Origin of the sequence: Auritidibacter sp. NML100628 (genome assembly GCF_003185985.1) — a bacterium.
GTDB lineage: Bacteria > Actinomycetota > Actinomycetes > Actinomycetales > Micrococcaceae > Auritidibacter > Auritidibacter ignavus.
Genome location: NZ_QHLP01000012.1, coordinates 1 through 21,237, shown reverse-complemented (window position 1 = coordinate 21,237; position 21,237 = coordinate 1). Strand labels below are relative to the sequence as shown.

At 59.3% G+C, this 21,237-nt stretch carries 19 protein-coding genes; 15 read left to right on the top strand and 4 right to left on the bottom strand.

Going from position 1 to position 21,237, the window contains the following annotated elements:
* The first annotated feature begins 37 nt into the window (after positions 1–37).
* Positions 38–1,225, top strand: coding sequence for an acetyl-CoA C-acetyltransferase (locus DCC24_RS08740; protein WP_110099547.1), 1,188 nt, complete (start codon positions 38–40; stop codon positions 1,223–1,225).
* A 31-nt stretch (positions 1,226–1,256) separates the two neighbouring features.
* On the opposite strand, the gene DCC24_RS08735 is transcribed toward DCC24_RS08740, so the two are convergent.
* The gene (locus tag DCC24_RS08735) at positions 1,257–1,649 is read right to left on the bottom strand and encodes a hypothetical protein (protein ID WP_110099546.1); all 393 of its coding nucleotides are present in this window, start codon (positions 1,647–1,649) and stop codon (positions 1,257–1,259) included.
* A 154-nt stretch (positions 1,650–1,803) separates the two neighbouring features.
* Here DCC24_RS08735 and DCC24_RS08730 point away from each other — a divergent pair, with 154 nt between their 5' ends.
* The 5 genes from DCC24_RS08730 (at position 1,804) to DCC24_RS12080 (ending at position 7,451) form a co-directional block, all read left to right on the top strand.
* On the top strand, positions 1,804–2,676 hold the full coding sequence (locus DCC24_RS08730; RefSeq protein WP_110099545.1) for a serine aminopeptidase domain-containing protein: 873 nt from the start codon (positions 1,804–1,806) through the stop codon (positions 2,674–2,676).
* 71 nt (positions 2,677–2,747) lie between these two features.
* The gene (locus tag DCC24_RS08725) at positions 2,748–3,464 is read left to right on the top strand and encodes a hypothetical protein (protein ID WP_110099544.1); all 717 of its coding nucleotides are present in this window, start codon (positions 2,748–2,750) and stop codon (positions 3,462–3,464) included.
* A gap of 196 nt (positions 3,465–3,660) precedes the next feature.
* Positions 3,661–4,728, top strand: a complete 1,068-nt coding sequence (pheS, locus tag DCC24_RS08720) for a phenylalanine--tRNA ligase subunit alpha (RefSeq protein ID WP_110099543.1) — start codon at positions 3,661–3,663, stop codon at positions 4,726–4,728.
* A 3-nt stretch (positions 4,729–4,731) separates the two neighbouring features.
* Positions 4,732–7,299: a phenylalanine--tRNA ligase subunit beta gene (gene pheT, locus DCC24_RS08715; RefSeq protein ID WP_110099542.1), complete on the top strand. Its 2,568-nt coding sequence runs from the start codon at positions 4,732–4,734 to the stop codon at positions 7,297–7,299.
* A complete protein-coding gene (locus tag DCC24_RS12080) occupies positions 7,296–7,451 on the top strand; it encodes a hypothetical protein (RefSeq protein ID WP_158278436.1) in 156 nt (51 codons plus the stop codon). Before pheT ends, DCC24_RS12080 begins: the two co-directional genes overlap by 4 nt.
* A gap of 64 nt (positions 7,452–7,515) precedes the next feature.
* On the opposite strand, the gene DCC24_RS08710 is transcribed toward DCC24_RS12080, so the two are convergent.
* On the bottom strand, positions 7,516–8,505 hold the full coding sequence (locus DCC24_RS08710; RefSeq protein ID WP_110099541.1) for a quinone oxidoreductase: 990 nt from the start codon (positions 8,503–8,505) through the stop codon (positions 7,516–7,518).
* A 118-nt stretch (positions 8,506–8,623) separates the two neighbouring features.
* Here DCC24_RS08710 and argC point away from each other — a divergent pair, with 118 nt between their 5' ends.
* From argC to DCC24_RS08680, 6 genes are read left to right on the top strand one after another with little or no spacing between them, the layout of a single operon-like run.
* The gene (gene argC, locus DCC24_RS08705) at positions 8,624–9,655 is read left to right on the top strand and encodes an N-acetyl-gamma-glutamyl-phosphate reductase (RefSeq protein WP_110099540.1); all 1,032 of its coding nucleotides are present in this window, start codon (positions 8,624–8,626) and stop codon (positions 9,653–9,655) included.
* A complete protein-coding gene (argJ, locus tag DCC24_RS08700) occupies positions 9,652–10,812 on the top strand; it encodes a bifunctional glutamate N-acetyltransferase/amino-acid acetyltransferase ArgJ (protein ID WP_110099539.1) in 1,161 nt (386 codons plus the stop codon). Before argC ends, argJ begins: the two co-directional genes overlap by 4 nt.
* Positions 10,813–10,855: 43 nt before the next feature.
* Positions 10,856–11,845, top strand: coding sequence for an acetylglutamate kinase (argB, locus tag DCC24_RS08695; protein ID WP_110099538.1), 990 nt, complete (start codon positions 10,856–10,858; stop codon positions 11,843–11,845).
* Positions 11,845–13,155, top strand: coding sequence for an acetylornithine transaminase (locus tag DCC24_RS08690; protein WP_110099537.1), 1,311 nt, complete (start codon positions 11,845–11,847; stop codon positions 13,153–13,155). Before argB ends, DCC24_RS08690 begins: the two co-directional genes overlap by 1 nt.
* Positions 13,156–13,193: 38 nt before the next feature.
* Complete coding sequence (gene argF, locus DCC24_RS08685) at positions 13,194–14,240, top strand: ornithine carbamoyltransferase (protein WP_233492044.1); 1,047 nt, start codon at positions 13,194–13,196, stop codon at positions 14,238–14,240.
* A gap of 9 nt (positions 14,241–14,249) precedes the next feature.
* A complete protein-coding gene (locus DCC24_RS08680) occupies positions 14,250–14,837 on the top strand; it encodes an arginine repressor (RefSeq protein WP_110099536.1) in 588 nt (195 codons plus the stop codon).
* A 15-nt stretch (positions 14,838–14,852) separates the two neighbouring features.
* Here the strand turns inward: DCC24_RS08680 and DCC24_RS08675 are convergent, their stop codons facing one another.
* Positions 14,853–15,290, bottom strand: a complete 438-nt coding sequence (locus DCC24_RS08675) for an ankyrin repeat domain-containing protein (RefSeq protein ID WP_110099535.1) — start codon at positions 15,288–15,290, stop codon at positions 14,853–14,855.
* A gap of 152 nt (positions 15,291–15,442) precedes the next feature.
* Between DCC24_RS08675 and argH the strand changes: the two genes are divergently transcribed.
* From argH to tyrS, 3 genes are all read left to right on the top strand, one after another.
* Entirely contained in the window at positions 15,443–16,915 is a 1,473-nt protein-coding gene (gene argH, locus DCC24_RS08670) for an argininosuccinate lyase (RefSeq protein ID WP_110099534.1), read from the top strand.
* Positions 16,916–16,941: 26 nt separating this feature from the next.
* A complete protein-coding gene (locus DCC24_RS08665; protein WP_110099533.1) occupies positions 16,942–19,263 on the top strand; it encodes a UvrD-helicase domain-containing protein in 2,322 nt (773 codons plus the stop codon).
* Positions 19,264–19,336: 73 nt separating this feature from the next.
* On the top strand, positions 19,337–20,665 hold the full coding sequence (tyrS, locus tag DCC24_RS08660) for a tyrosine--tRNA ligase (RefSeq protein ID WP_233492043.1): 1,329 nt from the start codon (positions 19,337–19,339) through the stop codon (positions 20,663–20,665).
* 301 nt (positions 20,666–20,966) lie between these two features.
* Here the strand turns inward: tyrS and DCC24_RS12330 are convergent.
* Positions 20,967–21,237 (bottom strand): hypothetical protein (locus DCC24_RS12330; protein ID WP_233492042.1); only part of this gene is annotated, 271 nt, incomplete at its 5' end.

The window sequence follows — 21,237 nt, the reverse complement described above, 5'->3', positions numbered from 1 at the left end:
ACACGCAGACTGCACGAATCTGAGGAGAAGATCCCGCATGACTAGTTCGGTGATTATTTCAGGTGCCCGCACCCCGATGGGGCGTCTGCTGGGCTCGTTGTCCAGCATTCCGGCTCATCAGCTGGGCGCCGTGGCTATCCGTGGCGCACTAGAAAAGGGTGGCGTAGACCCCACTAGCGTCGACTACGTCATCATGGGACAGGTCATTCAGGCAGGCGCCGGACAGAACCCGGCCCGCGGAGCTGCCATCGCTGCTGGGATTCCCCCATCCGTTCCTTCGATCACCATCAACAAGGTCTGCTTGTCGGGGCTCAATGCTGTGGCAACCGCTGATCAGCTGATCCGCGCCGGTGAAGCAGAGGTCGTCGTGGCCGGTGGCATGGAGTCGATGTCCTTGGCCCCGCATCTGTTGCCCAAGTCCCGGACCGGAGTCAAATTCGGCGATACAGCACTGGTGGATTCGATGGCTTACGATGCGCTGTATGACCAGGCCACCGAACAGGCCATGGGAGCACTGACTGACTCCTGCAACCTCGGAGAATTCGAAGTGTCCCGTCAGGATCAAGACCGTTTCGCCGCTACCTCGCACCAACGGGCTGCCGCCGCCCAGCAGAACGGGATCTTCGATGACGAAATCATCAGCGTTCAGGTACCCCAGCGAAAGGGGGAGCCAATGGTGGTTTCCCAGGACGAGGGCATTCGCCCCGAGACTACCCCGGAGTCGCTGAGCAAGCTACCCCCGGCATTCGGCAAGGACGGCTCCATTACCGCCGGCACTGCCTCACAGATCTCTGACGGGGCCGCCGCCTTGGTGGTGATGTCTCAGCAGAAGGCCGAAAGTCTCGGTCTGCAGTGGATTGCTGAAGTTGGCGCTCACGGTATGGTGGCCGGCCCCGATTCATCGTTGCAGGCACAACCCGCCAACGCCATCTCGAAAGCATGTGCCAAGGAAGGTCTGACAACCGAAAACCTTGACCTGGTGGAAATTAATGAGGCTTTCGCCGCGGTGGGGCTCGTCTCTGCGCGACAACTCGGCGTCAGCGAGAAGATCGTCAACGTCAACGGTGGGGCCATCGCCTTGGGGCACCCGGTCGGAATGTCCGGCGCACGCCTGGTGCTCACCCTGGCTTTGGAACTGGGCCGCCGTGGCGGTGGCGTGGGTGCGGCCGGTTTGTGTGGTGGCGGTGGTCAGGGCGACGCCCTGATTCTGCGCGTCAGCGCCTAAGCCGGCACAGGATTGAGCCAGGGCTCGAGGCTCAGGGCCGCACCGGAGCGCGTCGTCGGTAACCGCCATCGGTAAGGCCGGCGGCGCGTTCAAAAATATTGCCATTAGCTGTGTCCCCATAACGGTACAGTGACCACAACACCGCCAGCCCGTAGAGCGGTAGGAAGGGCAAACCTAGGCATAACGCCCACTGCGTCGCATGGCGTGATTCATGGGTCAGAAGTGCGGATGAGAGCCGCACTCCGGGACGGACCAGCACCAGGTTGCCCAGGGTGATACACCCGCCGGAAGGCCATGGCCACCGATAGTTCATCGCCAGCATTAACCGATCGGGACCGGGCAGAAGTGTGGTCCCGGCAATAACCGCCACAATCAAGCCCAGCACCGTCGAGAGGTTAAGCAGATTGAACGTCGCGCGAAACATGATCTGTAATCTACCCGAGAAGATTTATCTGTGACTCCCCCTGATCATCTTCCTCGGGAGCTCTAGGATAGCGGTGTAGTCCATGTCATAGACCACGTCGTACTCAATCCACTGAGCGCAGACCATCGAAAGAGTACTCGGGGGAGGACACCCCATGACGAACGTTATTCCCGAACACGCCATCGAAGAAGAAGTCACCATTACCAAAGATAACGGCGAACCGTTGGTGGTGACTCGTTTCAGCAACCCGGATGGGTCGCAGCCTCGTGCCGCAGTGATCATTTCCCCGGCCATCGCGGTCCAGGCCAGGTTCTATCGGCGCTTCGCCCGGTGGCTGACGACCCACGGGCTTGTGGCCTACTTGTACGATCACCAGGGGTATGGAGGCTCTTCCCGTGGGCCGTTGAAAGATGTCACCGCGGATTTTCTCACCTGGGCCCAGGACCCCGGAGCAGTTGTTGATTACGTCGCCGAGCACGAGACAGTTCCGGTGCGATGGCTTGGCCACAGCCTTGGTGGACAAATGCTCGCCTTTGCCCGACACGAGCATCTAGAAGCTGCCACCATCGTCTCGGCCGGAACCGGATATTGGAAATACTGGCAGCACTATGGTGCCGGAGTACTGTTGCCGCCGGTGATGTGGTATCTCTTGGCTCCGGTCGCCGTGCGAACTGTCGGCTACTTCCCGGGAAAGAAGTTGGGCATCCTCGGTGATATCCCACCGCAGGTGATGAGACAGTGGGGGAGGTGGTGCACTATGCCTCGCTACATGCTGACCGAATATCCGGAACTGGCCAAAAAATTTGCGGGCTATACCGGACCACTTACCTTTATCACCTTCGCCGATGACCGCACGATGCCCTTACCGGCCAGCCTGTCGTTGATGAGCTGGTATTCCCGGGCTGACCTGGAACATCACCATTATCATCCACAGGATTTAGGACAAGAGCGCATCGATCATATGGGGATTTTTAAAACACACAATGCTCCATTGTGGCAGCAAATCTTTGCCGATATTATTTCCTGATAAATCCTATTCCTGAGAGCAACGGTCCTTAACTGTTGGAAAGCTGGATGGTTCACTGTACTATTTCAAGTATGAACACACTCGCAAAGAAACGCGCCAGCTTGAGCCTGGGCCTGATCGCTGTTGCCAGTTTGTCGTTGACCGCTTGTGGCGGACCGCCATCGGTGTCCGAGGTTAAAGCGGATGCGGTGGAGCATTTCCAAAATGCCGAATCCGCGCGTGTTGACGTTGAGGGGACAAGCTCAGAAGAGCTCGACTTCGGCTTTGGAGACGTAACCGGGTACTTTGAAGGTTTCTCGGAAACCGGTGACATGCGAGGTGAGCTGAAGTCCGAGGAACATGGCTTCACCGTTGAGATGCTGGTCGTCGACAACTCGACCTACATCAAGGGTGACGATAACTTCTGGAACTACTTCGATAGCACCGGCATGGTCGCCTCCACTCTGGATACCTCGAAGTGGATCGATACCGGAACGGTTGATGAACAAGATTTCTCTGCCTTTACCGAGGACTTCCGGGAGACTTTGGAAAGTATGCCTGACGAGGACGTGGCCGTCGAAGAGGCCGAACTTGATGGGGAAGAGGCCTATAAGTACTCCGGTGAAGATACCGAGGGGGAACCGATCGACCTGTACTTCAACACCGATAACCAAGTGATTCGTGGTGAATCTCAGGCTGAGGGCGGGGAAACCACCATGGACTTCTCCGCCTATGGCGAAGTGGAGGAGATCACTGCTCCTGATGCGGATGAAATTCTCGATATCCCTGGAGCTCCCGGCAGTTTCTAACCGCAGTTAGACAATATCCTGCATGGCTGATCCGGAGTCGACTCGCCGTGGCGCCTCGACTCCGGATCAGTGTTTAACCAGACCATTCCGAGACCGAGACCTTCTCGGTGTGCCGAGGGAGTAGCAAAAGCCCCTAAACTAGATGAGGGTCGAAGACCCATCCGTAACAGTCGAATCTAGGTGAAGGCGTGTGCCCATGACAGATCGTTCATCAGCTAACGATGACCAGCTGATCTCGCCGGCCGACCAAGATGCGGTCGACCGTGCTGTGGCTGAAGCTCTCGAAGCCTTCGAAGCAGCGGGATCACTCGACGAGCTCAAAGTAGCTCGTCTTGCTCACACCGGAGAAAAATCTCCGCTTACGCTGGCCAATAAGCAGATCGGTAGCTTGGACAAATCTGAGAAAGCAGCCGCCGGCAAGCGCATGGGGCAAGCTCGAGCTCAGGTTAATAAGGCGTTGGCTGCACGTACCGAAGTGCTCGAAGCTGACCATGAACAGCAGGTGTTGCTGGAAGAAACCGTAGATGTCACCACCGCGGTGCGTCGTCGTCGCCTGGGAGCCCGCCACCCGCTCAACGTGCTCCAAGATCGAGTCTGCGACATCTTTGTCGGGATGGGATGGGAAATCGCCGAAGGTCCCGAAGTGGAATCCGAGTGGTTCAACTTTGACGCGCTGAACTTCTTACCGGACCACCCAGCCCGGGAAATGCAAGACACTTTCTTTATTGATCCTCCCGAAGATCACTTGCTGTTGCGGACTCATACCTCTCCGGTTCAGGTCCGGGCACTCATCGAACGCGGAGCTCCCACCTATGTGCTGTGCCCCGGCAAAACCTTCCGCACCGATGAGCTAGACGCCACGCACACGCCGGTTTTCCATCAGTTCGAAGGACTGGCCGTGGACAGCGGGCTGACCATGGCAGACCTGCGTGGCACCCTGGAATACTTCGCCCGCGTCATGTTTGGTGACGAGGCAGCCATCCGGTTGCGCCCCAACTACTTCCCCTTCACCGAGCCCAGTGCGGAAATGGACATCTGGCACCCCGGTGCCAAGGGAGGCCCACAGTGGATTGAGTGGGGTGGTTGTGGCATGGTGCACCCCAACGTCTTGCGGGCAGCTGGTGTCGACCCTGATGAATATTCCGGATTCGCCTTCGGCATGGGTGTGGAACGCACCCTGATGTTTCGGAATGATGTTGCCGACATGCACGACATGATTGAAGGCGACATTCGCTTTTCTCAACAGTTTGGATTGGAGATCTAAGGTATGCGGATTCCACTGTCTTGGCTTCGTGAATTCACCCAGCTTCCCGCTGGCGCTACTGCCGAAGATCTCATGGCCGATCTGGTCAGCGTTGGACTCGAAGAGGAAGACGTGCACCGTCCCCTCGATGAGCTGTCCGGACCGATTGTGGTCGGCAAGGTCTTGGACAAAACCCCGGAAGAACATTCCAACGGCAAAACCGTCAACTGGTGTCACGTCCAGGTCGTGCCTGACGGAGCCAGCCAAACTCTGGAAGGCGAGGGCATCGCACCCGATGGCGTCCAGGGCGTGATCTGCGGAGCACACAATTTCGAGCCCGGAGACAAAGTTGTCGTCACCCTGCCGGGAGCCGTCCTTCCCGGTGATTTCCGCATCTCCGCGCGGAAAACCTACGGTCATATCTCAGCCGGCATGATCGCCTCCGAGAAAGAACTCGGTCTGGGCGAAGGCCATGAGGGAATCATCGTGCTGGGGGACTGGGGGTTGGACCCAGAGCCCGGTACCGATGTGATCGAGCTACTAGGCCTCGACGACGAAGCCGCCGAAATTAACGTCACCGCTGACCGGTCCTACGTTCTTTCCCTGCGTGGTGTCGCTCGCGAGTACGGTCACGCCACCGGGACCACGAGTATCGACCCGGCAGAATCCGTGCACCCTCCTGTGCCCAACGATTCCGGGTATCCGGCCGTGCTGGATGATCAGGCACCGATCCACGGCAACCCGGGAGCAACCCGTTTTGTGACCCGCACCGTAACTGGCGTGGATACTACCGGTGCGACTCCGGTGTGGATGGCACAACGACTGCGACTGGCTGGCATTCGTTCGCTGTCGTTGCCGGTGGACATTTCCAACTATGTCATGCTGGAGATGGGACAGCCCCTGCACTTTTACGATCGTGACCGGCTGAACGGCGCTCTGCGCGTCCGGCGTGCCGCGTCCGGAGAAACGCTCGAAACCCTCGACGGCAAGAGCCGCACACTGGATCCCGAAGACCTGTTGATCGCTGACGACTCCGGTCCGATCGGGCTGGCCGGCGTGATGGGTGGTTTGGCCACCGAAGTGACCGAACAAACCACCGACATTGTGATCGAGTCTGCCCATTTCGATCAGGTTTCTGTCGCCCGGACCAAGCGTCGCCACAAGCTCCCCTCAGAAGCCTCGCGTCGCAACGAGCGCGGTGTGGACTGGGAGATTTGCGACGAAGCCGCCGAACGCGCCGTCCAGCTCCTCGTGGAACTGGCCGGTGGTGTTGCTGATGAGGGTGTCACCGATATCGGCGAACGTCCCGAACCGACCGTCGTTGAGATGGCAGCTGATTTCCCAACCCAACGCATCGGGTACGAGTTCACCACCGAGCAGATTGACGAGGTGTTGGAACAGATTGGGTGCCAGGTTACCCAGCAGACCGATGATCAGTCTGGCGCCACCTACCGGGTCACCGTCCCATCCTGGCGGTTTGATCTGACCATTGCCGAAGACCTGACGGAAGAAATTGCTCGCCTAGTTGGCTACGACAAGATCCCATCACGGTTGCCCGTAGCACCGGCCGGGCGTGGTTTCACCCCGCGCCAGCGGTTGCGTCGCAACGTATCGGAGACCCTGGCGGCCTCGGGACTTGTGGAAGTCCTGTCGTATCCCTTCGTGGCTGAGTCGGACAACCGGTTCTTTGGTTCCACCGACGAGCAGGCCGGTGCCCAACAACAGATGGTACATCTGGCCAATCCCCTATCTGCCGAGCTGGGATGGTTACGCACTTCGATGTTGCCCGGTTTGGTAACCACCCTGCACCGCAACATATCTCGCGGTTTCAAAGACGTGGCGCTGTTTGAAACCGGCTTGGTGTTCCACCCGGAGGCCTCCTCGGACCCTGTGTCGGAGATTCCCGGCGTCGGTGTCCATCCCGCACCCGAGGTATTGGAACGCATCGTCAACAGCGTGCCCCACCAACCTCACTACGTGGCTGCGGTGTTCGCCGGTCACGCGGCAACACCCGGACCGGGCTTCGAACCGACCCCCTACGACTGGGAAGACGCCATCGGTACAGCCCTAAACATCGCCGATGCCGTCGGTGTGACGTTAGAGGTTCGTCAGGGCGCCCATCAGGCCTTCCATCCCGGCCGTTGCGCTGAATTGGTCACCGCCAGTGGATCCGTGCTCGGTTATGCCGGCGAGTTGCTCCCCAAATACGTCCAGCAACAACACCTGCCAGAACGTGTCGCGGCAGTGGAACTGGACCTGGATCGGTTGCTCGATGAGGTCCCCGAGGTAGTGGAAGCCCGTGCAGTCAGCCCCTATCCTGCGGTCACTCAAGACGTGGCGTTGGTGGTGGATGAAGCCATGCCGGCTGCCCAGGTGAAGCGTGTGTTGGAGGAGGCCGCCGGTGAGCTCTTGGAAGAGATCGCCCTCTTCGACGTCTACCGTGGCGCCGGAGTGGAGCACGGCAAGAAGTCCCTGGCCTTCAATTTGCGTTTCCGGGACCACCACAAAACACTCACCAATGATGAAGCCTCTGAAGTGCGGTTGGCTGCCGTGGCTCGCGCGGAACAAGAGTTAGGAGCGCACCTACGATGAGCGACCCAGACCCGTGGGAACTCGAACGTGAGGTACCGCCCAGCGACGAGGACCGCAAACGGGGTCAGATCCAACGGATTGCCGTCGGCGTGATCGCGCTGGTCGTCATCGCCGGGCTACTCTACGCCACGATTTCGGGGCTGTTCGTCTAAATCAGCCAGATCGGCTCACGGGCCGACGCCCCCGGGACGCGGTGAGCCCCGCGGTGATGAGAGACTACACCGTCAACACGGTCTTGCCCGTCGTCTGACGAGACTCCAAAGCGGTATGTGCGCGTCCCACCTCGGACAGTGGCACGGTTTGGTCGATTCGCAAGGTCAACCAGCCCTGCTCGAGTCCATCGAAGAGTTCGCGGGCTCGTGAGGCAGTTTCCTCGGCTGTGGCGGTGTAGTGGCTCAGGGCTGGACGCGTGATGTACAGCCCGCCGGCGGAGTTCAGCCGTTGCAGGTCAAAGGGCGGTACTTGCCCCGAAGCTCCACCGAAGAGCACCATCATGCCACGAACCTTCAGCGCCTCCAAAGAGCCGTCGAAGGTGGAGGCTCCGACACCGTCATAGACGACATCGACACCTCGACCACCGGTAACTTCAGCAATCTCTTCTGCGAAATTCTCGTAGTCGAAACAGTGCTCTGCTCCAGCTTGGCGGGACAGTTGCCTCTTTGCATCGGTGGAGGCAGTGGTGTAAACGGTAGCGCCCCAATGCACACACAACTGGGTGAGTAACAACCCCACGCCACCAGCGCCAGCATGGATGAGAACCGCATCACCGGGGGCAACGGGGAATGTCGAACGAGCGAGATAATGAGCGGTCAAGCCCTGCAGAGGTAATGCAGCTGCGGTGACCAAATCCATCGCATCGGGCACGGGTAATAACTGGGAAGCAGGGGCCACAAAGTGCTCGGCATAGGTGCCCCGACCTGCGGCGGTAGCCACCCGCTGCCCGAGGGTCACGTCGGTGACGTCCTCTCCGAGAGCCACCACGGTCCCGGCGCCTTCGGTGCCCGGGATAAAGGGGTAGTCCACCGAGTACACGCCGGAACGTTGATAGGTCTCAATGAAGTTGAGCCCCACAGCGGCCGTGGTGATCAGGACTTCTTCGGGGCCGGGGGCGGGGACAGAGGTTTCAGACCATGAGAAGTTTTCCACGCCACCGGCATCGGAGACGATAGCGGCGTGGTGGGTGGTGGGGATCTCAAAATGTTCCATAGTCACTACGCTAATCCACAGCTTCTGAGAAATCAGTCACAAAAGACATGACACGTACTGAATGCATAAATATGTCACAGAGTGCATAATCGGGTGGTGGTGACGTAGGCTGGCCCCTATGAGTATTTCTGTAGCCGTTTCGGGTGCCTCCGGATACGCCGGTGGCGAAGTGTTGCGCCTGCTAGTCAATCATCCCGAAGTGACCATTGGAGCCATCACCGCCCATTCCAACGCGGGACAGCGACTCGGCGAACTCCAACCCCACTTGATTCCCTTAGCTGATCGGGTCTTGGAAGAGACCACGGCCGAGGTTTTATCTGGTCACGATGTGGTGTTCCTGGCACTGCCACATGGCGCCTCGGGCGAGATTGCAGCCCAGCTACCAGAGAACACCCTGGTCATCGATGCCGGCGCTGATCACCGCCTGACATCTGAACAAAGCTGGGAGAAATTCTACGGAACCGATTACGCCGGACACTGGCCCTATGGTCTGCCAGAACTACCGAGTCAACGCGAGATGCTACGGGGAACTCGGCGGATTGCCGTACCCGGTTGCTATCCGACCTCGAATTTGCTGGCCCTGAGCCCCGGGTTCAGTGCTGGACTGTTGGAAACCACCGATGTGGTCATCGTGGCTGCCTCCGGCACGTCCGGGGCCGGGAAATCGCTGAAACCTCATTTGCTGGGTTCGGAAGTGATGGGGTCGATGAGCCCCTATGGAGTGGGCGGCGTGCACCGGCATACTCCAGAAATTGAGCAAGGATTGACCTGGGTAGCCGGTGAACCGGTGCAGGTGTCCTTCACCCCGACCCTGGCGCCCATGGCCCGCGGGATCCTGACCACCGCTACCGCTCGGCTCCGGCCCGGAGTCTCGGCGACCTCGGTCCGGCAGGCGTGGGAACAGGCTTATGCTGACGAAGCGTTCGTGCATGTGTTGCCCGAAGGACAGTGGCCAGCTACCGCTATGGTGGTGGGTTCGAATCATGTGGTGATGCAACTGGCTGTTGATGAGCACGCCCAGCGCGTGATTGTCAGTTGTGCGATCGATAACCTCACCAAAGGCACTGGCGGTGGTGCAATTCAATCGATGAATATTGCCCTGGGACTTGAGGAGTCCCGTGGACTGACCCAGACAGGAGTTTCCCCGTGAGCGTAACACAAGCCAAAGGGTTCCGGGCCGCCGGTGTTGCCAGCGGTATTAAAGAATCCGGGGCAAAAGACCTGGCCGTTATCATCAACGACGGACCCGATCAGCAGGCGGCTGGAGTTTTTACCTCCAATAAGGTCAAAGCCGCTCCGGTGAAGTGGTCCCTAGAGGCGCTGAAATCCAGTGGGTATCAGGCCGATGCGGTGGTGCTCAACTCCGGTGGTGCTAATGCCTGCACTGGAAAGATTGGCGACCAAGACGCCTCTGACACCGCGCAACGAGCCGCTGAGTTGTTGGACACAGTTGCCGACCGAATTCAGGTGTGCTCGACCGGGCTCATCGGCGAACGGCTGAAGATCCGGGAACTCGTGGACGGTCTTGACGTGGCACTGGACAGCGCGAGTGTTGCGGGAGGCGATGATGCCGCCGAAGCCATCATGACCACCGATACGCGCTCCAAGACTGCGGTGGCCACGACTACCACCGGATACCACATCGGTGGCATGGCTAAAGGGGCTGGAATGATTGCGCCCGGGATGGCCACGATGCTGGCGGTGATTACCACCGATGCCCAGCTCGAGGCCGGCCAATTACAGAGCATGTTGCAACAGGCAGTGGCTCTCAGCTTTAACCGTGCCGATTCGGACGGGTGTATGTCGACCAACGACACCGTGTTATTGCTGGCCAACTCCGCCAGCGGGGTCAGACCCGATCCAGCAGAGTTCCAGGCCGGGCTCAACGAGGTCTGCGCCCTATTAGCTCGCCAGATTATCGCGGATGCCGAAGGTGCCCAGCACGATATTGCCGTCACCGTCGTCAACTCCAGCACCGAAGCCGAAGCTGAGACAATCGCCCGGGCCGTGACTCGCTCCAACCTATTCAAGACTGCCATCTACGGCCAGGACCCGAACTGGGGTCGCGTGATCTCGGCGGTGGGTACCGTCGACGGTGATTACGATCCCGATCAGATTGATGTCACCATCAATGGCGTCCAGGTTTGCCGGGCCGGGGGCATGGGCGAGGACCGCTCTTTGGTCGATCTCTCCCCACGGGAGGCACAGGTGATCATTGACCTCCACGCCGGTGAACACACCGCTACTATCTGGACTAACGATCTGACCTACGACTATGTTGCGGTCAACGCCGAATACTCGTCCTGAATCCCGTTAGCATTCCAGCCTTCATGTATTTTTTTGCTGCCCCATGACTGATGACGAAAGGTCCCTTCTCGTGACCGAAGATGTGCAAGCCCATCGCCACGACCGCCGGATTGCTGCTCAAAAATCCCAGGTGCTTATTGAAGCCTTACCCTGGATTCGGGGTTTTTCTGGAACCACTGTGGTGGTCAAATACGGTGGCAATGCGATGGTGTCGGAATCCCTTCGGCAGGCTTTCGCTGAAGACATTACCTTCTTGCACCACGCCGGCATCCATCCAGTGGTGGTCCACGGTGGTGGCCCCCAAATCAACGCGATGCTGGACCGGCTGCAGATTGATTCCGAATTCCGAGGAGGATTGCGGGTCACCACCGAGGAATCCATGCAGGTCGTGCGTATGGTGCTGACCGGTCAGGTGGGCCGAGATCTGGTGGGCTTGCTGAATTCTCGTGGCCCCTACGCCATGGGCTTGTCCGGTGAAGACGCCGCGATCTTCCGGGCTCGCCGTCGGAAGGTAAAAATCGCGGGCGAATCAGCCGATCTGGGACTGGTCGGGGAGATCGACCACGTTGCTCCGGAAGCGATCCAGACCATCATTGACTCCGGACATATCCCAGTGATCTCCTCGGTCGCGCCCGAGTTCGACGACAACGGAGAGCCTACCGGCCAGGTCCTCAACATCAATGCCGATACCGTAGCCACCGCTGTCGCGGTAGCCTTGGGAGCCTCTAAGCTATTGATTCTCACGGATGTGGAAGGGCTTTATAGCAACTGGCCAGATCGCGACTCCCTGGTGTCCACCATCGGAGTCAGCGCTCTGAAGGAGTTGCTCCCCACGCTGGAATCGGGCATGATCCCGAAGATGAGCGCCTGTGTCGAAGCCGTCGAAGCCGGAGTTCCCCAGGCTCACATCGTAGACGGTCGGGAAGAACACTCGATGCTGTTGGAGATCTTCACCTCCGCTGGAGTCGGCACCCAGGTACTTCCCGACGACCACCCAGAAGTTCTTGCCCTCAACACCACAGGAGGCCACTGATGACGGACCTGGATTCCACTCATCCCGACTCCATGCAACGGGACTACTTGCAGCGTTATCAGCAGACTGTCACCGGAGTTTTTGGCACCCCGCAACGGGTGCTGGTGCGTGGTCGTGGGGCAACCGTCTGGGATGCAGACGGTGCAGAATACCTGGATCTGCTCGGCGGAATTGCCGTGAACATTCTCGGTCACGCCCATCCGCGGATCCTGGCCGCCCTGTCGGCGCAAGCGGCAACTTTGGGCCACATCTCCAACCTGTTTACCTCACCGGCTCAGGTTCAGCTGGCCGAAAAACTCCTCGAGTTAGCCCAGGCGCCCGACGGGTCCGTGTTCTTCTCGAACTCCGGTTCTGAAGCAAATGAAGCCGCCCTGAAAATTGCTCGCGCCTACGGCAAACAGCTCAGCGAGCACAAGACCCGCATCATCTGCGTGGAGCAGGCCTTCCACGGTCGTACCCTAGGGGCGGTGAGTGTCACGGCTAGGCAGGCCTACCGGGATCCTTTCGAGCCGCTACTACCGGCGATCACCCGAGTGCCTGCCGGCGATCTCGACCAGATGGTAGCCGCTGTCGATGAGACGGTGGCTGCGGTGTTGATCGAACCGGTTCAAGGCGAATCCGGCGTCCACGGGTACCCGGCCGGATACCTTGCTGCGGTGCGCGACCTCTGCGATCGGCATGGCGCGCTATTGATCTTCGACGAGGTGCAGTCCGGGTCTGGACGCACCGGAACCTGGTTCGCTTATCAAAATCCGGCCGTGACTGGGCAAAAACGTCCTGTGGTGCCCGATGTGATGACCTTGGCCAAATCTCTGGGCGGAGGATTCCCCATCGGGGCGACGGTGTGTCTGAACAAGGCCACCTCGATGGCACTGAGCGCCGGTCAACACGGCACCACCTTCGGTGGCAACCCGCTAGCTTGTGCGGTAGCCCTGGAGGTCCTGCACACCCTGGAAGAGGAGAACTTGCTGGAGCGGGCCCAGGCCATCGGGCGCTCCATGGCCACACATCTCACCGAGATCGAGGGGATCGAGACTGTGCGAGTCTACGGCGCCTGGGCCGGGATCGATGTGTCGATACCCGACCAGCCAGCCGACCAGCCACGCCCCGCCCGGGACGACCTCAACACACCGCACCTGGCGGCTCGAGTCGTCACGGCTGCCGCCGAGGCAGGTTTTCTCATCAACGCCACCTCGCCAACCACGTTGCGGTTGGCTCCCAGCTTGGTGGTCACTGACGAGCAGCTGGACTCGTTCTACCAGCGGCTCCCCGCGCTTGTCGCGACAGCCAGCCAGAATCACACCCGGTAGACCGCTACGGCGTTACCGCAGGAGACAAGAAAAGAGACATGATGAGTACAACACCGACCACCGCCACCACGCAGGAAGCAGGTGCCGGGGTGCGTCACTTTCTGATCGACACCGATCTGAGTCCCGAAGAACAAGCCGAAGTTCTCCAGCTCGCTCAGCAGATCAAGGCCGAACCGTATCGTCACCGCCCGTTGTCCGGCCCCCAGACCGGGATTGTGATGTTTGATAAAACCTCAACCCGTACTCGGATCTCTTTTGCCGCCGGGATCGCCGAATTGGGCGGTCACCCGCTAGTGATCAACCCGGGCGAGTCCCAGTTGGGGCATAAAGAAACCATCGCTGATTCTGCTCGCGTGTTTGAACGTATGGTGTCGGTGGTCATCTGGCGCACCTATGCTCAGGCCGGGCTGGAGGAACTGGCCGAGTACTCTCATATACCGGTCGTCAACGCTCTGACCGATGATTACCACCCCTGCCAAATCCTGGCGGACCTGCAAACGGTGATCGAGCACAAAGGTCGTGCCCGTGGGCTGACTATGGCCTACTTGGGGGATGCCGCCAACAATATGGCGAACTCCTACCTGCTCGGCGCAGCGACCGCAGGCATGCACGTTCGGGTCGCCGGTCCCAAAGGATATGTTCCCCGCACCGAGATCGTGCAGGCAGCTCAGCAACGAGCTAATCTCACCGGCGGGTCGGTGACTGTCACTCACGACCCTGCAGAGGCGTTGCACGGTGCCGACGTGGTAATTACCGATACCTGGATCTCCATGGGCCACGAGGAAGAGAAAGCACAGCGCCTGAGCGTCTTCAGCGACTACACGGTCGATCAGGCAGCCATGGCTCAGGCCGCTCACGATGCGATCTTCCTGCACTGTCTGCCGGCCTACCGCGGTGTAGAAGTAGCAGCCGAGGTGATCGATGGGCCTCAGTCGGTGGTCTTTGATGAAGCCGAAAATCGGCTACACGCTCAGAAAGCTCTGGTGGCCTGGTTACTCTATGCCTCGGGGCGGGCTGAGATTCCTGCAGATGTGTCCCTTCCGGAAGCGCACCGATCGGCTCAGCGACTGGGCAGAAACGTTTAGGTCAGTCTCATGGACAGACGCGCTAGCACACCGCGCAGTAACCCCAACACGCCGGGTACTAAGACGGCCCGGCAGGCCCACATCCGGTCTCTGTTGGCCGACTATCCGGTCAGTTCCCAGGCTCAATTGCGGGCCATGCTCGCCCAACAGGGAGTGGAGGTCACCCAGGGCACGCTCTCCCGTGATCTGGTCGAACTCGGCGCCTCCCGGGCCCGGGACGCCGGGGGAGGACTGGTGTATGTGGTTCCGGACCTGGGGCCTCACGCCGATGCGCAGCAGCGTTCGCAGAACGCGCAGACCGGTGATCTCGAGCAGACACCGTTGAGTGGCCCTCGGGCCAAAGCGCTGGCTCGGCTGGCTGGGCTCTGTCGGGAACTGTTGGTCTCCGCCGAGGCCTCCGGGAACTTAGTGGTGGTCCGCACCCCGCCAGGAGCCGCACAATTTTTGGCCTCCTGCATTGACCAGGCGCGTCTGGACGAGGTGCTAGGTACCATTGCCGGCGATGATGCGATTCTCGTGATCGCCCGTGAAACTACGACCGGTCATCGACTTGCCACGATGTTCTTGAATATGGCCGGTGGCCAGCTCGGCGAATAGCGGGCGCTCCGAGGGCTAGCGTTGGTGCTGGTCCAGCACGTCCTTCATAGCGGGCAGGTCCATGAACTCTACGGTGGCTCGTGCTGACTGGGCACCCAGCTCAGGGTCCGCACCGGCCTCGAGTAGTTGTTGGACCAGGCCTTTGTCCTGCAGGAATACCGCGCAGGTCAGTGCGGACTGACCCCGCTGATTCGTGGCGTTGACATCCGCACCGCGTTCCAGCAGGGCGCTGACCACCTCGGGCTGGTTGCGGTAGGTCGCCAGAATCAGGAACGTATCACCATTGGCATTGGCGAGATTGACCGGGATCCCTTGATCAATCGCCGAAGACAGCATCTGGACTTTCCCCTCGCGAGCCGCATCGAACAGCGTATGCAGAAACTCGATCTGCTCGTCACTCAACTGGGGTTCGGGACCGGAATGTTCCGGGGTCGGTGTTGCAGAATCAGCCATGGTCCCACTCTAGAACACCCTGCCGGTGGCTTGAAGTCGCCCGTAGACCGATGATCTCTCCCAGCGTGTTTTTTCAGACCACAAAGTCGCTAAAGTGGAGGTGGTAACTTTTTGATTCATCCGACACAGTTCTGAGGGGACAACACACACGCATGAGCGGTTCCTCCACATCTCCAGGCCAACCCGCACCGCGCCACGGCACCAATCAAGGGTCGCTGTGGGGAGGGCGATTCTCCGGTGGCCCCAACCAAGCCGTGGCAGCGCTGAGTAAATCCACCGACTTCGACTGGCGACTGGCCCGCTACGATATCGCCGGTTCGCGTGCCCACGCCCGCGTGTTGTACCGTAGCGGGTTGCTCACCGAGGACGAACTTGCCGGGATGCTCGAGGCCCTGGACACGCTGGAAGCCGATGTGCTTTCTGAAAAATTTCAGCCAGCCGAGACTGATGAAGACGTTCATGGTGCCCTGGAACGTGGACTGTTAGAACGCGCCGGCGAAGAACTGGGTGGAAAACTGCGAGCCGGTCGGTCGCGCAACGACCAAATTGCGACCATGGGCAGAATGTACCTACGTGATCATGCCCGCATCATCGGTGGCCGGTTACAGACGGTCGTGCAAGCATTGGTTGATCAGGCAGAGTCCCACCCCTACGCGCCCATGCCGGGGCGTACTCACCTGCAGCACGCCCAACCGGTGTTGCTGTCCCACCACCTTTTGGCCCACGCCTGGGCGATGCTACGCGATCTGCAACGTCTGCAAGACTGGGATGTTCGCGCCGCGGTATCGCCCTATGGCTCCGGCGCACTGGCCGGGTCGACCCTGGGATTGGACCCCAATAGGGTTGCCACAGAGTTGGGATTTGATTCCGCGGTGTTCAATTCCATTGATGGTACCGCTGCTCGGGATATTTTCGCTGAATTCCTCTGGATCGTGGCCATGATCGGCATCGACCTCTCCCGAATCTCCGAAGAAGTGATCTTCTGGGCGACGAAAGAAGCCAATTTCGCCACCTTAGCTGATACTTTCTCGACCGGCTCGTCCATCATGCCACAGAAGAAGAACCCCGACGTCGCTGAACTCGCCCGGGGTAAATCCGGACGGTTCATTGGTGATCTCACCGGCCTGTTGACCACGCTCAAAGGTCTGCCGTTGGCCTACAACCGGGACCTGCAGGAAGATAAAGAGCCCGTCTTTGACGCCGTGGACAACCTGGAAATCTTGTTGCCGGCGGTCTCTGGCATGATTGCTACCTTGGAATTCAATACCGAGAAGATGGCCGAACTGGCCCCGGAAGGTTTCGCGCTGGCCACCGATATCGCCGAATGGCTGGTCCGACGGGGCGTACCGTTCCGGGTTGCTCACGAGTTGTCTGGCGAAGCCGTCAAAATCGCCGAACGACGCGGAGTGGAACTCTGGGATCTCACCGATGAGGAGTTTGCCTCCGTCTCCGTACACCTCACTCCCGCAGTGCGGGAGGTGTTGACGACCCACGGTTCCCTCAGCGCCCGCAACGCCCAGGGCGGAACCGCCCCGGAGGCGGTGGCTCAACAGCTGGAAGAATTCAAAGCACAATTACATCGTGTCCGTGACTTCATCGACTCCAACCCCACCGGCCTGCTGTAGTCCAGTGCCGGTGAAACAGGTGACATATGCACGTTGATCAGTCCTGCTCCGACGCCCACGATCACCTTCCTGAAACCTACCGGGATGAACTCGCCCGGGAACAACGCTATGTTGAGCAGCTCTACGCTCGGCTTGACCAGCTACGCGCTGAAAAGCGGGAACAACTAGCCCGGGTGCGTAAATCCGGCGCGCAAGGATCCTTGCAAAACCAATCCGAGCGTGATGCCTTTGCCACCCAGTACGAGGACCGGATCGCTCAACTCGACGCCGTCGAAGATCGCCTGGTATTCGGCCGGCTTGACACCGAGAACGAGGACCCACGCTATATCGGACGGATCGGTCTGAGCTCGGCGGATCACTCCAGGCTACTGATCGACTGGCGCGCCCCGGAATCAGCTGCGTTCTACCAGGCCACCGCGCAGAACCGTGGGACGGTTCAACGACGCCGTCACCTGTTGATGTCACGCCGACGGGTCGTGGGCTTTGATGATGACGTGCTTGATGCAGATCTGGTCGATGAAGATATCCAGTATCGTTCCTCGGCATTGCTGAGTGCGGTCACCGCCCGGCGCACCGGGCGCATGGGCGTTATTGTGGCGACCATTCAAGCTGAACAAGATGAGATCATCCGGTCCCCACTGTCCGGCGTCTTGGTGGTTCAGGGAGGCCCCGGGACCGGCAAGACGGCCGTGGCTCTGCACCGGGCTGCGTATTTGCTGTACACCCACCGGCAACGCTTGGAGTCCTCCGGCGTCCTATTGGTGGGCCCCTCGGAAGCGTTCATGAATTACATTGACCAGGTGTTACCTTCCCTGGGCGAAAACGGTGTGGTGATGAGTTCTCTGGCGGAGCTGTATCCCGGGCTTAAAGCCGTTGCCGAAACCTCTCGGGACGTGGCTCGCATCAAAGGACGTGCGGTGATGGCTGACGTGATGCGCCACGCGGTCCAGGCCCGGCAACGCCGGATCACTACCCCGCGTGAGTTGAAGGTTGAAACCATTACGCTGACCCTGACACCCCAGGTCGTCGACGCTGCGCTGAAGAAAGCACGCCATTCCGGACTGGCCCACAACCAAGCCCGAGAAGTCTTCGTCAACGAGGTCGTCGACGCTCTGAGCGATCAGATGATCGCCGAACTTGCCGCCGGGTCCGCAGGCAAGAACGAGGCCGACCGGTCCTATGTGCCCACCGAAATCCGCCAGTCTGTGGATGTGCGGCGCATCCTGAACATGTGTTGGATGCCGTTGAGCCCAGAAAAAGTTCTCGACGAGTTACTGTCCACCCCGCGCCTACTCGTCGATGCGGCTTATATGCTCGACAACCACGAGCTACTGGCGTTGCTCCGTGAGCCCCACGCGCCTTTTACGGTCTCTGATGTGCCACTCTTGGATGAACTGGCTGAACTGCTCGGGGCGGTGGACGCCACTACCCGCGCGGTACAGCGCGCCGAGCAACGTCAGTACGAACGTGACCTCGCCAATGCTGAAGCAACGTTGGAGAATGTGCACCAGAGCCTGGAAGACCTCGGAGTCGATGGTGTCGTGACTGCCGAGGCCCTGGCCCGGTCACAAGGACCTCAGCACGTCCGGCGTAGCGCTGCTGAGCACGCTATCACCGATCGGGGCTGGACCTACGGGCACGTCATTGTGGATGAAGGTCAAGAATTGACCCCGATGCAGTGGCGGGTGCTGTTCCGCCGATGCCCGATCAAGTCTTTCACCATCGTTGGCGATATTGCGCAGTCCTCCAACGCCGACACCACCACGTGGCGGCAACGTCTGGAGCCCTTCGCGGATCAGGTGACCCGCGAGATGGAACTGAGCGTGAACTACCGAACACCGGCCACCATTGCCGACTTGGCCGCCGAAGTTGCCACCCGTCACGGGGCGAACATCTCCACTCCGAAAGCGCTTCGCGCCGGTGAGGACCGTCCACGTATTGATGTTGTTGGTGTCGGTGATCGAGACAGGCATCTGCATGAGGTGATTAATCGGTTGGCCACCGACCTGCCCGCGGCACTGATCGCCGTCGTGGTGCCCGACGCACTCATTGACACGACCGGTCAGAACTTGTCGTCGGCCTTTCCTGAGCGCATCTGGTGGGGACAAGGACTCCGTCACGACCGGGATCTGGTCCTGGTGACAGCCTATGAATCCAAGGGACTCGAATACGACGCCGTGGTGATCGTCGAGCCCCAACAGATTGTGGCCGAAGCCGAGGGCTCGATCGGTGACCTCTACGTGGCCATGACCCGAGCCACCCAAATTCTACGGATGATCACCACCGACGATCCCGAGGAGCTTCCCGCACCATTGGAACAACACTGTCACGCCGTTGAAACAGCCTGAGCCTAACTACTCCAAGCACTGACTGTGGGGAAGATGCACCAGAGTCCAGATAGAAACTGGTATGTTGTGGTGTGTGACTACTCCAGGTGAAATTTCCGTGCCACAAGCCAATGATCCGTCCTTTGACAATATTTGGCAGGAGCTGAAGTGGCGAGGACTGGCACATGTCAGTACCGATGAACAAGCGCTGGAAAAGGTGCTTGCTGGAGAACCCATCACCTACTATTGTGGCTTCGACCCGACAGCAGCGTCGCTTCATCTTGGGCACCTGGTTCAACTGCTGGTGATGCGCCGACTGCAGCTGGCGGGACACAAACCCCTGGCGCTGGTCGGAGGATTCACCGGCCTGATCGGAGACCCGCGACAAACCACAGAACGGACTCTGAACGATAAGACCCTCGTGGCCGAGTGGGTCAATTCTCTGCAAGACCAGGTGTCGAACTATCTGGAGTTCGACGCCGGAGACAATGCCGCCACCATGGTGAACAACCTGGACTGGACCGGGCAGCTTTCGGCCCTGGATTTCTTACGCGATATTGGTAAGTTCTTCCGCGTGGGAACCATGATCAAAAAAGAGATCGTAGCCAACAGACTCGAATCTGAAGAAGGCATCTCCTACACCGAGTTCTCCTACCAGATCTTGCAGGGCTACGACTTTCTGGAGCTCTACCGTCGTTACGGTTGCGTGCTACAAACCGGTGGTTCTGACCAGTGGGGAAACCTCACCTCCGGAACCGAGTTGGTCCGCAAAGTTGAAGGTCAACATGTCCACGCCTTCGGGACTCCGTTGATCACCAACGCGGACGGCACCAAATTCGGTAAATCTGAAGGCAATGCGATCTGGCTCGATCCTGAGATGTGTTCGCCCTACACCTTCTACCAGTTCTGGCTCAATACCGCCGATGCAGACGTGATCGACCGGTTGAAAGTCTTCACGTTCCTCACCCGGGATCAGATTGCAGACTATGAGACGAAGGTCAAAGAGCAACCACATTTGCGTGAGGCCCAGAAAATTTTGGCATGGTTGGTGACTAGTCTGGTGCACGGCGAAGAACAAACCCGACAGGTCATTGACGCTTCGGCTGCGCTCTTCGGCCGCGGCGAATTGGCTCAAATTGACGAGCAGACCTTAGCTGCGGCAGGTGCCGAACTACCACAGCCGGAGCCAGGAGCCCTGGACTCTTCCGCGCTCACCATAGTTGACTTGCTCGTTGCTACAGGCCTGGAAAAATCCAGGTCCTCGGCACGGCGAACCGTCAGCGATGGTGGCGCCTCCGTCAATAACGAGAAAATTCCCGACCCCGAAGAGCAGTTTGGGGCCGAAAAGGCCCTGCATGGGAAGTACCTCTTCGTGCGTCGAGGCAAGAAGAATCTAGCCTTCGTGGACCTCAGCGCGCTCTAGGGCGAAAGAACCAGCTGACTAGCCCCAACGCGAGAGCGGGGTCACAGAAAATAGTTTTCGCGCACACCGTCGCTATCAGCCTAAAATCGGCGGAATCATGCGGTAGAACCCGACGGTTCCGCCGATTTTGTTTTTTGCACGAGGTGTGTGTAAAGTATTCATTGCTGTCAGAGACCAAGCCCGCTGAACGAGCGGCCAAGAAGAGACAGCATCGAGAACAGAATTTGCAACGCAGAGAGATCATCTGCTAAGCTACGAATCCGGTTCTCTTCCACGTTGGGTTCGAATTCGCTTCTGAAAATCAGGTGAAGATCTGATTTGACGAGGTGAACATCGAGTGACTATCGTGGAAATCCTGAGAAATGGGAAGTTGAAAACCTCTTCTTCTGTTTCTACGAACGGTTGTTTGATAACTCGATAGTGTGCCAAGTTTGTTGATGCCAAATTTTTTTGTTTGGTTGCCATGGCCTCTTTTTTGCCTCGTTGGTTTTGGGGTTGTGGTTTGGCCAGTGGTGGGTTTTTCCGGCCTGCCTTTTGATCGTTCTTTCTGGGGCGTGACTTCATTTTTGTTG

What these genes read in the sequence shown, in the direction of transcription:
- DCC24_RS08725 (WP_110099544.1), top strand. Translation starts at nt 2,748, where the DNA reads ATGAACACACTCGCAAAGAAACGCGCCAGCTTGAGCCTGGGCCTGATC.
- DCC24_RS08675 (WP_110099535.1), bottom strand. Translation starts at nt 15,290, where the DNA reads ATGGCTGATTCTGCAACACCGACCCCGGAACATTCCGGTCCCGAACCC.
- DCC24_RS08665 (WP_110099533.1), top strand. Translation starts at nt 16,942, where the DNA reads ATGCACGTTGATCAGTCCTGCTCCGACGCCCACGATCACCTTCCTGAA.
- DCC24_RS08690 (WP_110099537.1), top strand. Translation starts at nt 11,845, where the DNA reads ATGACGGACCTGGATTCCACTCATCCCGACTCCATGCAACGGGACTAC.
- DCC24_RS08680 (WP_110099536.1), top strand. Translation starts at nt 14,250, where the DNA reads ATGGACAGACGCGCTAGCACACCGCGCAGTAACCCCAACACGCCGGGT.
- argC (WP_110099540.1), top strand. Translation starts at nt 8,624, where the DNA reads ATGAGTATTTCTGTAGCCGTTTCGGGTGCCTCCGGATACGCCGGTGGC.
- DCC24_RS08735 (WP_110099546.1), bottom strand. Translation starts at nt 1,649, where the DNA reads ATGTTTCGCGCGACGTTCAATCTGCTTAACCTCTCGACGGTGCTGGGC.
- argH (WP_110099534.1), top strand. Translation starts at nt 15,443, where the DNA reads ATGAGCGGTTCCTCCACATCTCCAGGCCAACCCGCACCGCGCCACGGC.
- argB (WP_110099538.1), top strand. Translation starts at nt 10,856, where the DNA reads ATGACTGATGACGAAAGGTCCCTTCTCGTGACCGAAGATGTGCAAGCC.
- DCC24_RS12080 (WP_158278436.1), top strand. Translation starts at nt 7,296, where the DNA reads ATGAGCGACCCAGACCCGTGGGAACTCGAACGTGAGGTACCGCCCAGC.
- pheT (WP_110099542.1), top strand. Translation starts at nt 4,732, where the DNA reads ATGCGGATTCCACTGTCTTGGCTTCGTGAATTCACCCAGCTTCCCGCT.
- DCC24_RS08710 (WP_110099541.1), bottom strand. Translation starts at nt 8,505, where the DNA reads ATGGAACATTTTGAGATCCCCACCACCCACCACGCCGCTATCGTCTCC.
- DCC24_RS08740 (WP_110099547.1), top strand. Translation starts at nt 38, where the DNA reads ATGACTAGTTCGGTGATTATTTCAGGTGCCCGCACCCCGATGGGGCGT.
- argF (WP_233492044.1), top strand. Translation starts at nt 13,194, where the DNA reads ATGATGAGTACAACACCGACCACCGCCACCACGCAGGAAGCAGGTGCC.
- pheS (WP_110099543.1), top strand. Translation starts at nt 3,661, where the DNA reads ATGACAGATCGTTCATCAGCTAACGATGACCAGCTGATCTCGCCGGCC.
- DCC24_RS08730 (WP_110099545.1), top strand. Translation starts at nt 1,804, where the DNA reads ATGACGAACGTTATTCCCGAACACGCCATCGAAGAAGAAGTCACCATT.